14 protein-coding genes are annotated in these 12314 nt (G+C 68.9%); 5 read left to right on the top strand and 9 right to left on the bottom strand.

Features of this window, described 5'->3' with window-relative positions; translation table 11 throughout:
• Nucleotides 1–12 precede the first annotated feature (12 nt).
• Complete coding sequence (locus tag ACQ5DX_RS07295) at nucleotides 13–282, top strand: DUF2631 domain-containing protein (RefSeq protein ID WP_430331994.1); 270 nt, start codon at nucleotides 13–15, stop codon at nucleotides 280–282.
• A gap of 73 nt (nucleotides 283–355) precedes the next feature.
• On the opposite strand, the gene rlmN is transcribed toward ACQ5DX_RS07295, so the two are convergent.
• Nucleotides 356–1465 carry a 23S rRNA (adenine(2503)-C(2))-methyltransferase RlmN gene (gene rlmN / locus ACQ5DX_RS07290; protein ID WP_430331993.1) on the bottom strand — a complete coding sequence of 370 codons (1110 nt, stop codon included), beginning with the start codon at nucleotides 1463–1465 and terminating at the stop codon, nucleotides 356–358.
• 80 nt (nucleotides 1466–1545) lie between these two features.
• On the opposite strand from rlmN, the gene ACQ5DX_RS07285 reads away from it, so the two are divergent.
• Together ACQ5DX_RS07285 and ACQ5DX_RS07280 are read left to right on the top strand one after the other, a co-directional pair.
• A complete protein-coding gene (locus ACQ5DX_RS07285; RefSeq protein ID WP_430331992.1) occupies nucleotides 1546–1929 on the top strand; it encodes a lipopolysaccharide assembly protein LapA domain-containing protein in 384 nt (127 codons plus the stop codon).
• Between the two features lie 82 nt (nucleotides 1930–2011).
• On the top strand, nucleotides 2012–2848 hold the full coding sequence (locus tag ACQ5DX_RS07280) for an HpcH/HpaI aldolase/citrate lyase family protein (protein ID WP_430335572.1): 837 nt from the start codon (nucleotides 2012–2014) through the stop codon (nucleotides 2846–2848).
• Between the two features lie 3 nt (nucleotides 2849–2851).
• Here the strand turns inward: ACQ5DX_RS07280 and ACQ5DX_RS07275 are convergent, their stop codons facing one another.
• From ACQ5DX_RS07275 to rpsB, 7 genes are all read right to left on the bottom strand, one after another.
• Nucleotides 2852–4135 (bottom strand): lipase family protein, encoded by a 1284-nt coding sequence (locus ACQ5DX_RS07275; protein WP_430331991.1) that lies wholly within the window; start codon nucleotides 4133–4135, stop codon nucleotides 2852–2854.
• Between the two features lie 58 nt (nucleotides 4136–4193).
• Entirely contained in the window at nucleotides 4194–4925 is a 732-nt protein-coding gene (locus ACQ5DX_RS07270) for a class I SAM-dependent methyltransferase (protein WP_430331990.1), read from the bottom strand.
• Nucleotides 4922–5782 (bottom strand): phosphatidate cytidylyltransferase, encoded by an 861-nt coding sequence (locus tag ACQ5DX_RS07265; protein ID WP_430331989.1) that lies wholly within the window; start codon nucleotides 5780–5782, stop codon nucleotides 4922–4924. Before ACQ5DX_RS07265 ends, ACQ5DX_RS07270 begins: the two co-directional genes overlap by 4 nt.
• A gap of 2 nt (nucleotides 5783–5784) precedes the next feature.
• Complete coding sequence (gene frr, locus ACQ5DX_RS07260; protein WP_430331988.1) at nucleotides 5785–6342, bottom strand: ribosome recycling factor; 558 nt, start codon at nucleotides 6340–6342, stop codon at nucleotides 5785–5787.
• 76 nt (nucleotides 6343–6418) lie between these two features.
• Nucleotides 6419–7147, bottom strand: coding sequence for a UMP kinase (pyrH, locus tag ACQ5DX_RS07255; protein ID WP_430331987.1), 729 nt, complete (start codon nucleotides 7145–7147; stop codon nucleotides 6419–6421).
• A gap of 269 nt (nucleotides 7148–7416) precedes the next feature.
• A complete protein-coding gene (gene tsf / locus ACQ5DX_RS07250) occupies nucleotides 7417–8241 on the bottom strand; it encodes a translation elongation factor Ts (protein WP_430331986.1) in 825 nt (274 codons plus the stop codon).
• A 114-nt stretch (nucleotides 8242–8355) separates the two neighbouring features.
• Nucleotides 8356–9186, bottom strand: a complete 831-nt coding sequence (rpsB, locus tag ACQ5DX_RS07245; protein WP_430331985.1) for a 30S ribosomal protein S2 — start codon at nucleotides 9184–9186, stop codon at nucleotides 8356–8358.
• Nucleotides 9187–9516: 330 nt separating this feature from the next.
• Between rpsB and ACQ5DX_RS07240 the strand changes: the two genes are divergently transcribed.
• Entirely contained in the window at nucleotides 9517–10119 is a 603-nt protein-coding gene (locus ACQ5DX_RS07240) for a M23 family metallopeptidase (protein ID WP_430331984.1), read from the top strand.
• On the opposite strand, the gene ACQ5DX_RS07235 is transcribed toward ACQ5DX_RS07240, so the two are convergent.
• Nucleotides 10104–11042: a tyrosine recombinase XerC gene (locus tag ACQ5DX_RS07235; RefSeq protein WP_430335571.1), complete on the bottom strand. Its 939-nt coding sequence runs from the start codon at nucleotides 11040–11042 to the stop codon at nucleotides 10104–10106. The genes ACQ5DX_RS07240 and ACQ5DX_RS07235 overlap by 16 nt on opposite strands.
• An 85-nt stretch (nucleotides 11043–11127) precedes the next feature.
• Here ACQ5DX_RS07235 and ACQ5DX_RS07230 point away from each other — a divergent pair, with 85 nt between their 5' ends.
• Nucleotides 11128–12285 (top strand): multidrug effflux MFS transporter, encoded by a 1158-nt coding sequence (locus ACQ5DX_RS07230; protein WP_430335570.1) that lies wholly within the window; start codon nucleotides 11128–11130, stop codon nucleotides 12283–12285.
• The last annotated feature ends 29 nt before the right edge of the window (nucleotides 12286–12314 follow it).

The following is a 12314-nucleotide window of genomic DNA, read 5'->3' as shown; positions in this document are numbered from 1 at the left end:
GAGGATCGAGCCGTGGCCGGTACCCAGTTGGACCCCACTTCGTACGACCCCGTCGTCGCAGCGCACGTCGACACCGCCGAGGTCCCCTCGGCCGCCTGGGGCTGGAGTGGCGAGGCTCCGCGACTGTTCCGTTTCGCGGGCTGGTTCTTCGCAGCCTTCCTGCTGCTGATGACGATCGGTAACCACGGCGGCAAGGTCGAGGACCTGTTCCTCGTCGGCTTCGCCGGCGCGATCGTCCTCATCCTGGTGCGCGACATCATCTTGCGGCGCAAGCCCCGGTAGCGATACCACCCCGAACTACGGCGAAGGCCCCGCACCTCGAAAGGTGCGGGGCCTTCGCTGTTGATCGGTGCCGTCAGTTCTCGGCGGCCAGCTGCCCACACGCGGCGGCGATCTCCTGGCCGCGGGTGTCGCGGACGGTGCACGAGACACCCTGCGCCTGCACGCGACGGACGAACTCGCGCTCGACCGGCTTGGGGCTGGCGTCCCATTCGCTGCCCGGTGTCGGATTGAGCGGGATCAGGTTCACGTGGACCAGCGGCCCGAGCGCCTTGTGCAGCTTCTTGCCGAGCATGTCGGCGCGCCACGGCTGGTCGTTGACGTCGCGGATCAGCGCGTACTCGATGGACACCCGGCGGCCCGACTTGTCGGCGTAATAGCGCGCCGCGTCCAGAACCTCGGCGACCGGCCACCGGTTGTTGACCGGGACCAGGGTGTCGCGCAGTTCGTCGTCCGGGGTGTGCAGCGACACCGCCAGCCGCACCGACATCTCCTCGTCGGCGAGTTTGCGGATGGCCGGCGCTAGGCCGACCGTCGAGACCGTCACGGCGCGCTGCGAGATACCCAGCCCGTTCGGTGCCGGCGACGTGATCCGTCGGACCGCGGCCACGACGCGCTTGTAGTTGGCGAGCGGCTCCCCCATGCCCATGAACACGATGTTCGACAGGCGCCCGGGGCCGCCCTCGACCTCGCCGTCGCGCAGCGCGGCCGCCGCGGCGCGGACCTGGTCGACGATCTCCGCGGTCGACAGGTTGCGGTTGAGTCCGCCCTGCCCGGTCGCGCAGAACGGGCAGGCCATGCCGCAGCCGGCCTGGCTGGAGATGCACAGCGTCGCGCGGTCGGGGTAGCGCATCAGGACGCTCTCGAGCAGCGTGCCGTCGTTCGCCTTCCACAGCGTCTTCCGTGTCTGACCGGCGTCGCACGCGACGTGCTTGACGACCGAGAGCAACTGCGGAAACAGCGCGGCACCGACCTGGTCGCGCATCCCGGCGGGAAGGTCGGTCATCTTCTCGGGGTCGGCCTCGAGCCGGCTGTAGTACTGCCGAGCGAGCTGGTCGGCCCGGAATCCCGGCAGACCCAGCTCCTTGACCGCCGCCTTGCGCTCGTCGGCGTCGAGGTCGGCGAGGTGGCGCGGCGGCATTCCGCGACGCGGCGCAGTGAAGACGAGGGGAAGGGAGACAGTCATAGTGTTCGCCATTCTCCCATTACCTGCTCGGCATGTCCGATGCGCGTGCGCAACGCCATATCGTGGGTGATGATCGACACATGTCCGAGACACCGCAGGAGGACTCAGACGCGGTCGACGAACCGACGGTTTCACCGCCCTCGGGTCGACACGCGGCCACGGCACCGCACACCACACACGAGCTGGGCCGGATCGCGCGGACCCGGGCCGCGTCGGCGTGGACCGGACTGGTCGTCGGGCTGCTGGTCGCCGTCGTGCTGATCGTCTTCATCCTGCAGAACCTCGACTCCGTGACGTTCCAACTGTTCGTCTGGGAGTTCACGCTGCCCGCCGGAATCAGCCTGCTGCTCGCGGCGATCGCCGGGGCGCTCATCATGGCGCTCGTGGGAGGGATCCGGATCATCCAGATCCGCCGGGTGGCGAAGCGGGCCTCCACCGTGCCCGATCAGCCGTCGTCCGAGTAGCTGCCCCGCCCGTTCGGGGGCACGATGGGAGTCACGACACGAGTACGCCTTCCGAACGAGGAGCTGCCCTGTGACGACTCGCATGCCCCCGCCGACGCGCACCACGATCCGCCCCGATCTGGCCCGGTCCTGGCTCCTGACGGCAGCCACGAAACCGGGGACCTTCGCGCGCCCCACGGACGTCGACACGATGATTCTCGATGTCGAGGACGCCGTCGCTCCGAACGACAAGCCCGGGGCGCGGGACACCGTCGTCGAGTGGCTCGGTCGGGGCGGCGAGAACACCGCCTGGGTCCGGATCAACGACGCCACGACGCCCTACTGGGCCGTCGACCTCGACGCGTTCGCCGGACTACCGGGACTGTCCGGGGTGATGCTCGCGAAGACGGAGAGCGGCAGCCAGATCGACGCCACTGCCGAACGACTCCCCCACGGCACTCCGATCCTCGCACTGATCGAATCCGCCGTCGGCCTCGAGGCGGCACCGGAGATCGCCCGGGCGGAAGCGACGTTCCGGCTGGCGTTCGGCAGCGGCGACTTCCGGCGCGACACCGGCATGAGCGACGACGTGATGGCCATGGCGTACCCGCGGTCGCGGCTCGTGATCGCCAGCCGCGCCGCACGACTGCCGGGCGGCCCCATCGACGGCCCGACGATCTCCGCGAACGACACCATCCTGCAACGGGATTGCGAGGCGACAGTGTCGCTCGGGCTGACCGGCAAGCTGTGCCTGCACCCCGACCAGGCCGCGACCGTCAACCGGGCGCTGAGTCCGAGCGCCCACGACATCGCGTGGGCCCACGACGTGATCGCCGACCTCGGCGCCGACGGCGAGCGCGTCCGCGACGGCAGCGATCTGCCGCGGCTGGCAAAGGCCAAGAAGGTCACCCACCTGGCCCAGGTCTTCGGCCTGGACTGAACGTCACGCGGTGCAGGTCGACGGCGCCGGCACGCCCGCGAGTCGATCGGTCATCCAGTCGAGTGCCCGCGGCATCCCCGTTGCCATCGGCAGGCCGTGTCCGACGATGAATCCCGGGGCGATCGGCGGGATCTCCTCGGTGCTGAAGTCGACCGTCGCGCCCAGTCGGCACCAGTCCGCGGCCAGCTGTTCGGCCTGCGCGTGCGGAATCAGGTCGTCGTTGCGTCCCTGCACGATCAACACCGGGCTGCGGGGCGCCGACCGGCCGATGCGCTGTTCGTCGACCACCGCACGCACGGTCGGCAGGGCGTCGATCAACTCGGCGACCGACCGGCCGTCACGCGTCCACTCGGACGTCCGGTGCAGGCCGTACCTTGCGATCGTCTCCGGCACGCACTGGGTGGCGATGTCGTCGAGCACCTGACGTCCGGCCGGGCTCAGCGCGCCGTCGATCTCCGCGCGGGTCTCGGGGTACGCGGCGTAGATGCTGTTGACCGCGTACCCGAGCAGACCGGCCGCGAGTCCGCCGTCGAGCGCGGCCGAGACGGGGCGCAGGTCCGCGGGCGACCCACCGGCGAAGGTGCCGCGGACGTTCAGCTCGGGCGCGTACGACGCCTGCATCTCCGTCGCCGACGCGACCGCGCCCCCGCCCTGCGAGTAGCCCCACAGCCCGATCGGGTTGTCGTCGCCGATCCGGCCGCCGGGCAGCGATTTCACCGCACGCGCGGCGTCGAGCACGGCGTGGCCCTCGGCGCGGCGGTCGACGTAGGTGTGCATCCCGTCGGTGCCGAGCCCCTCGTAGTCGATCACGACCACGTCCATGCCGCCGGAGAGCAGTGTGTACGCCTGCGTCGCCTCGTACTCCACCGCGAAGTCGAGCGGTGGGGTGTAGTGGACCCCGTCGGCGAACAGCTTCGACGGCGCGCACTGATCACCCTGCCCCTGGGTGCCCGGCGCGAGCACCACGAGCGGGCGGGGCCCGGCACCGGACCACGGCAGGCTCGCATCGAAATAGGTCGCCGTCGTGGCCACCGGGGATCCGTGAGCATCCGTGCTGCGGTACATGATTCGTTGCGCGCCCGACGGCCAGGGACCGGCCTGGTGCAGGACCGACAGCGTCGGCGCGTACGTCTCGGCCCGCACGACGTCACCGGACGCACCCGAGGGCAACGGCGACGGAGCCTGATAGAAGTCGGCCGGCGCGGCCGATGCGGTACCCACGTTTGCGACAGCCAGGCAGGCGCCCAGCGCCACGGTTGCCAGACGAGTCCATCGAGCCACGTTCATGTGGCTCACACCACACGACAGGGGCCGCGGTGTCAATACTCCGCGTAACACAAACCGGTCAGATGATGAGACCTGCCGGGGACGACCTGGTGTGGATCCGGTACCCCACCTCCAGACCCAGCCCCGGCGTCTCGACGAACGCGCGGGCCGCGGTCCGGGCGGTGAACTCGATGCCCAGCACCGCGCGCAACGCCTCGCGGTCCTCGAACTCCCACCGAGTGCGGACTCGGCGCATCGCGAAGCCCTGCGCCCCGAAGAACGCTTCCACCCGGGCCGGGTCGTAGTGCGGTAGGTCGGCACGCATCCACTGCCCGTACGGAGCGACGGTCGCGTCGAGGTCGACGATCGCGAGCACTCCCCCGGGCCGCAGCACCCGCATCGCCTCGAGGACGCCCGGCCCGCACCCCGGGCCGAAGAAGTACGCGGTGCGCGCGTGCACGACGTCGACACTGGCGTCCGCGAGCGGAATCGACTCGGCCGATCCCTCGAGAACCGTGACCGAGTCCTGCCCGGCGACGCGCTCGCGGGCGGCGGCGACGAGCGGCGGATGGGGTTCGACCCCGACGACCGACCGCGCGGCGCGGGCGAAGACGGGCAGATGGAACCCCGCTCCGCATCCCACGTCCAGCACGTCGCGATCACGCCAGTCGGCCACGTCGGCGAGGGCATCGAAGATGGCGCCGTCGACGTCCTGCGCGCGGTTCTCCACCTCGTAGATGTGCGGCCAGTGCCAGATGTTCGGGCTCGGGATCGGTCCCCGAGCCCGTCCAACTCCGCGGAATCGGCTCACACCAGGACGGTCAGGACGAGCCAGGTCACGAACGCCGAGGGCAGGATCGAATCGAGGCGGTCCATGATGCCGCCGTGGCCGGGCAGCAGCGTGCCCATGTCCTTGATCCCCAGTTCACGCTTGACCTGGGACTCGATGAGATCGCCCAGGGTCGCGGTGAACACCAACGCCACACCGAGCAGTGCACCGATGAGCGGGTTCGCGTCCAGGATGAACGTGACGGCCAGGACGCCACCGATCACACAGAACACGAGCGAACCGGCGAAGCCCTCCCACGACTTCTTGGGGCTGATCGCAGGAACCATCGGATGCTTGCCGAAGAAGACGCCGGCCACATAGCCGCCGACGTCCGAGCACACGACGACGATCAGCAGGCAGAACACCCGCCCGGCGCCGTCGTCCTGCAGCACCATCAACGTCGCGAACGACGCGAAGAGCGGGATCCAGGCCGCCACGAACACCGCGATCGCGGTGTCGCGGAGGAAGTTGCGCGGGGTGGCCTTGAGCCCATGATCGAACAGGCGCCACACCATCGTCACCAAGGCGGTGCCCGCGAACGCCCCCAACGCGCCCGGCGGGCCGTACGGCCAGCTGAGCCAGATGACGGCCTGTCCCCCGACGAGCAGCGGGATCAGCGGGACGCCGATGTCTGCCTCACGCAGACGCTTGGTGACCTCCCACGTCGCGATCGCCATCGCGACCGCGACGACCCCGATCAACACCAGGGGGGCATAGATCAGAATCAAGATCAACCCTGCGCCGAGGCCGCCACCGACGGCGATCGCGGCAGGCAGGTTGCGTCCAGCTTTGGAGGCCGGCGTGGCGGTCGCCGCGGAGGCGCCGTCAGCTTTCCCCACCGCTAAACCTCCATCAATTCGGCTTCCTTGTGCTTCACCAGGTCGTCGATCTGGTTGACGTAGCGCGAGGTGGTCTTGTCGAGTTCCTTCTCGGCGCGACCGACCTCGTCCTCGCCGGCCTCCCCGTCCTTCTGGATACGGGAGAGCTCGTCCATCGTCTTACGACGCACGTTGCGGATCGCGACCTTGGCGTCCTCGCCCTTGCCCTTGGCCTGCTTGACGAACTCGCGGCGACGCTCCTCGGTGAGCTGTGGGACCGAGATGCGAATGATGCTGCCATCGTTGCTGGGGTTGACGCCCAGATCGGAGTTGCGGATCGCATTCTCGATCGGCCCGAGCTGTGCAGCCTCGTAGGGCTTGATGATGACCATTCGCGCCTCGGGCACGTTGATGCTCGCGAGCTGCGTGATGGGGGTCATCGACCCGTAGTACTCGACGACGATCCGGTTGAACATGCCCGGGTTCGCGCGGCCGGTGCGGATGGAACCCAGGTCGTCCTTCGCAACCGTGATGGCCTTCTCCATCTTCTCCTCGGCCTCGAAGAGAGCTTCATCAATCACGGCTGTACTCCTCCGTCTCGTTGTCCATCTCGACTGTCACACTCGAAAACGTCCATCATGATCGTGCTGAACGACGTCATGACTTGACCAATGTCCCGATCTTCTCACCGGACACCGCCCGCGCGATGTTGCCCTCGGTCAGCAGGTTGAAGACCATCATCGGCATCTGGTTGTCCATGCAGAGGCTGAACGCGGTCGCGTCCGCGACCTTGAGGCCCTTCTCGATGACCTCACGGTGTGTCACCTCGGTGTACATGGTGGCGTCCGGATCGACCCGCGGGTCCGCGGAGTAGACGCCGTCGACGGCCTTGGCCATCAGGACCACCTCGGCACCGATCTCGAGGGCACGCTGCGCCGCCGTGGTGTCGGTCGAGAAGTACGGCATGCCCATGCCCGCACCGAAGATCACCACGCGCCCCTTCTCCAGGTGGCGACGGGCCCGCAGCGGCAGATACGGCTCGGCGACCTGCCCCATCGTGATCGCGGTCTGCACGCGGGTGTCGACGCCCTGCTTCTCCAGGAAGTCCTGCAGCGCAAGGGAGTTCATCACGGTGCCGAGCATGCCCATGTAGTCGGAACGCGCGCGGTCGAGGCCTCGCTGCTGGAGTTCGGCCCCGCGGAAGAAGTTGCCGCCACCGATCACCACGGCGACCTGCACACCGGAGCGAACCACCTCCGCGATCTGCTCCGCGACCGTCGTCACGACGTCCGGATCGAGACCGACCTTGCCGCCGCCGAACATTTCACCGCCGAGCTTGAGAAGCACACGTCGGAATCCTGGACGTTCGTCGGCCGGTGCGGTCATAATTCTCCCTCGGTTCTGCAGATCGTTCGGTTCTAGAAGTACTACGGTCGGGCGCGCGAAGCCCGGCTTCGCGATCGCCCGGGCCATCCAGCGAAGACGCCGGAACAGGCCCTATCATCCTGCCTCATCCGTGGGCAGTCGACCCAGTCGACCCACCCACCGCACAGATCGGCCCCGCACGGACCGGGATGGGGTGGACCGCCGGTTCGAAGAACTCGAACCGGCGACCGCACCCACCCGGCCGGCGGGGCCGATGTGTGGAAGAACGACTAGCTGGCGCCGACCTCGAACCGCGCGAAGCGGGTGATCGTGGCGCCGGCCTCGTCCAGGAGAGCCTTGACGGTCTTCTTGGAGTCGGTGACCGAAGACTGCTCGGTCAGGACGACGTCCTTGTAGTAGCCGTTGACGCGGCCCTCGACGATCTTGGGGAGCGCAGCCTCGGGCTTGCCCTCCTCCTTGGCCGTCTGCTCGGCGATACGACGCTCGTTCTCGACGATGTCCGCGGGGACCTCGTCGCGGGTGACGTACTTGGCCTTGAGAGCGGCAACCTGCATGGCAGCACCGCGAGCGGCCTCGGCAGCAGCCTCGCCCTCACCGGTGTACTCGACGAGCACGCCGACGCCCGGGGGCAGGTCGGAGGCACGCTTGTGCAGGTAGGTCGCGACGGCGCCGTCGAAGGCGACGTAGCGACGCAGCTCGAGCTTCTCACCGATCTTGGCGGAGAGCTCCTGGACCAGGGTCTCGACGGACTTGCCGTCGACGTCGACGGCCTTGAGGGCCTCGAGGTCGGCAGGCTTCGCGGCGGCAGCAGCGGCAACGACCTTGTCGGCCAGCTCCTGGAACTCCGCGTTCTTGGCGACGAAGTCGGTCTCGGCGTTGATCTCGATCATGACGCCGTCCTTGGCCGCAACCAGGCCCTCGGCCGTGGTGCGCTCGGCGCGCTTGCCCACGTCCTTGGCACCCTTGATGCGGAGCAGTTCGACGGCCTTGTCGAAGTCGCCGTCGGTCTCGGTGAGGGCGTTCTTGCAGTCCATCATTCCGGAGCCGGTGAGCTCACGGAGCCGCTTGACGTCGGCGGCGGTGTAGTTCGCCATGGGGGGCGATCCTCCTCGGATGAGTTTCGGAAGCCAGGCTCCGCGGTTCGCGCCGGAACCTGGCGAAGCAGGTGAGCGAAACGGCCCCGACCGGATAGGTCGGGGCCGATTCGACTAGGACTGCTGAGCGTCCGCGGCGGGAGCCTCGGCCTCGGCCTCCGCGGCCGGAGCGGCCTGCGAGAGGAGCTCCTGCTCCCACTCGGCGAGCGGCTCGCCCGTGCCGGCCTCAGGCTTGGCGTCCTTGTCGGCGCTGACACCGGCGCGAGCCTGCAGGCCCTCGGCGACGGCGGAGGCGACAACCTTGGTCAGCAGGGCGGCGCTACGGATCGCATCGTCGTTGCCCGGGATCGGGTAGTCGACAACGTCGGGGTCGCAGTTGGTATCCAGGACGGCGATGACCGGGATGTTCAGCTTGCGCGCCTCGCCGACGGCGATGTGCTCCTTGTTGGTGTCGACGACCCAGACGGCCGACGGAACCTTGGCCATGTCGCGGATGCCGCCGAGGGTGCGGTCGAGCTTGGTCATCTCACGCGTGAGCATGAGGATTTCCTTCTTGGTGCGACCCTCGAAGCCACCGGTCTGCTCCATCGACTCGAGCTCCTTCAGGCGCTGCAGGCGCTTGTGGACCGTCGAGAAGTTGGTGAGCATGCCGCCGAGCCAACGCTGGTTGACGTAGGGCATCCCGACGCGAGTGGCCTCGGACGCGATGGACTCCTGCGCCTGCTTCTTGGTGCCGACGAACAGGACGGTGCCGCCGTGCGCGACGGTCTGCTTGACGAACTCGTACGCCTTGTCGATGTACGTCAGCGTCTGCTGCAGGTCGATGATGTAGATGCCGTTGCGGTCGGTGAGGATGAACCGCTTCATCTTCGGGTTCCAACGGCGGGTCTGGTGCCCGAAGTGTGCGCCGCTGTCGAGCAGCTGCCGCATGGTCACAACAGCCATGGCTGTGTACCTCGTCTTTCGTTTGCCGGTTGTCGCAGGGATCGGTGATCCCCGCCCTGGCGCCCGCCCGGTGTCGGACCCACACGAATGCAGGACCAGCCGACGACCGGATGAATACGCGGACGCGCGAAGTCGGACTGTGCGTGCACAGACCGCCCGACAAGTGTACGGCCTCGACGCGCGCGTTCCTAACCCGCGGTCGGTTCCGCCGGAAGGCACAGGTGAGCGCACCCCGCAACGGAGATCGGTGATCTGTGGATATCGACATCGGCTGTCCACAGTTCGCGCGACGCCCACCCGTCCAGCATCCTGACGGGCCAGGGTCACAGCATGGGTTTCGATTTTCGCTCGGCCGTCCGGGTCGGCGCAGCGATGATCACGACGGTGCTCTGCATCGGCGCGGCACCGGCCGCCGCCGCGCCCCCAGCCACCTCCCCGCCTCCCCCGACGGCCGTTGCGGTCCCCGACGACATCCGCCCGTCGTTCGACTGGCCACTGCGTCCGCGCCCGCGTGTCGTGCGGGCGTTCGAGAAGCCCGCACAGAACTGGCTGCCCGGACACCGTGGGGTGGACCTAGCGGCCGTCCCGGGTCAGAGCGCGCTCGCCGCGAGCGCCGGCACCGTGGTGTTCGCCGGGACCGTCGCGGGCAAACCCGTCGTCTCCGTCGACCACCCGGGAGGCCTGCGAACCACATACGAACCGGTCGAGGCGAGGGTGACCGCGGGACGACTGGTCGACCGCGGGACGGTCCTCGGCGTCGTGGTTGCCGGACATCCCGACTGCGGGGCGGCGGCCTGCCTGCACTGGGGTCTGCGGCGGGACCGGGAGTACCTCGACCCGCTACCTCTCGTCAGGGCCGTTCCGATCCGGCTACTGCCGACCGATCGCACCCCTCAGCGGCGTACCGGCGGGGCCGGTCATGCCCTCGGGTGAGCCTGGTCGTGCACTGCACGCAACCGGGCCACCGAAACGTGCGTGTACAACTGCGTCGTCGCGAGGCTCGAATGTCCGAGCACCTCCTGCACCACCCGCAGGTCGGCGCCGCCCTCGAGAAGGTGGGTCGCTGCCGAGTGCCGCAAACCGTGCGGCGCGAGGTCCGGCGCACCCGGCACCGCCTGCACGACGTCGTGCACGACGCTGCGGGCCTGACGCTGGTCGAGGCGGCCGCCGCGGCGCCCGAGCAGCAGCGCGTCGCCGGAGCGAGCGTTCGCGAGTTCGGGTCGCCCGGCCCGCAGCCACGCGCCGAGCGCCTGCTCCGCGGGGCGTCCGTACGGGACGACGCGCTCCTTGTCGCCCTTGCCGAGCACGCGTAGGACGCGCCGGTCACTGTCGACGTCGTCGACGTCGAGCCCGCACAGTTCACCGACCCGAATTCCCGTCGAGTACAGCAGTTCGACGATCAACCGGTCCCGCAGCGCAACCGGGTCCTCCTGGGCGGCACCGGATTCGGCGGCGGCCATCGCCTCGGCGGCCTGCTCCTGGCGCAGCACCGGCGGCAGCGTGCGGTGCGCCTTGGGCGCCACCAGACGCACTCCGGGATCGAGTTCCATCCGGCCCGTGCGCTGCGCCCACGCGGTGAAACCCTTGGCCGACGACGTCCGTCGGGCGAGCGTCGTACGGGCCACTCCGGCCGCGGCCTGGGCGCCGAGCCAGCCGCGCAGCACGCGCAGGTCCAGGTCGGCGAGCGTCGCGCCGGGTCGATCGCCGCAGAGGTATTCGAGCAGGCTCGTGACGTCCCCGAGGTACGCGCGGACTGTGTGCGCGGAACGACCCCGCTCGAGGCGGAGGTGCTCGGCGTAGTCGTCGAGGTGGTTCCGCAGCACGGACGGCAGCGGTCGGGTCGGGTCGACGTCCATGACGACCACCGTCGCGGTGACCGCCCGATTCCGCAAGTTCCCTCGCCGGTAAGGTTTTCGCGTGAAACGAGCGATTCCCATCCCCATGCTCTGCGTTCTTGCGCTCCTCTCGGCGATCGCTCCCCTGGCCACCGACATGTATCTGCCGGGCCTGCCCTCGATGGCGGACAGCCTGGGTACCTCTCCCGCCAGCGTGCAGTTGACACTCACGACGTTCATGGCCGGACTGGGCATCGGACAGCTGGTCATCGGCCCCCTGTCCGACGGTCTCGGGCGACGGAACCTGCTGATCGCCGGCACTGTCCTCTGTGCAGTCAGCGGTGTGCTGTGCGCGATCGCCCCCAACATCGGAGTGTTGATCGCGGCGCGTCTGCTGCAGGGATTCAGCGGTGGTGCCGGGATCGTGCTGGCGCGTGCGGTGATCGCGGACCGCGCGAAGGGCGACGCGGCGGCCCGACTGTTCAGCGTGATGATGATCATCGGCGGTGTCGCCCCGGTGGTCGCACCGCTGATGGGTGGCGCGCTGCTCGGCCCGATCGGCTGGCGCGGCATCTTCTGGGTCCTCGCGGGCGCGGCGGTCGTGATGCTGATCGGCGTTCTCACCCTGGTCCCCGAGACCCTGCCCGCCGAGCGTCGGCACGGTGGCGGGCTGGCCGCGCTGGTCCACAATCTCCGCTACGTGGTGACGAACCGGACGTACCTCGGCTACGCCTTCACGTTCGCCTTCGGGTTCGGTGCGTTGTTCTCGTACATCTCGGCGTCGCCGTTCGTCGTCCAGGACGTGCTCGGACTCTCACCCGGCCAGTTCTCGATCGTGTTCGCGATCAACTCGCTCGGCATCGTGACGGGTAGCATCGTCAACACGAAGCTGATCGGCACCTTCCATGCCCGGCAACTCCTGACCTTCGGCGTCAGCCTGCTCGTCGCGTCGGGACTGCTGCTCACACTCGCGACCACGATCGGCGGCAGTCACATCTGGCTCGTGCTGCCGCTGATGTTCGGTGTCGTCGCGAGCATCGGTTTCATCATGGGCAATGCCACCGCACTCGCACAGGGACAGGTCAGCGAGGCCGCCGGCACTGGTTCGGCACTCATGGGTGCATGTCAGTTCGGGCTGGCGGCCGTCGTGTCGCCGCTGGTCGGGATCGCCGGCTCGGACACCGCGGCGCCGATGGCGATCGCGATCCTGGCCTCGGGGCTGATCGCGATGACATCGCTCAAGGTCCTGGCCCGCACCGCCTAGACGGGGCGGCGGGTCGAAGCGTCCGCATG

It is taken from the genome of Rhodococcus sp. ACT016 (assembly GCF_050477185.1).
Classification (GTDB): Bacteria; Actinomycetota; Actinomycetes; order Mycobacteriales; family Mycobacteriaceae; genus Prescottella.
The sequence above is the reverse complement of the archived record's forward strand: the minus strand, read 5'-3'. Positions and strand labels throughout refer to the sequence as shown.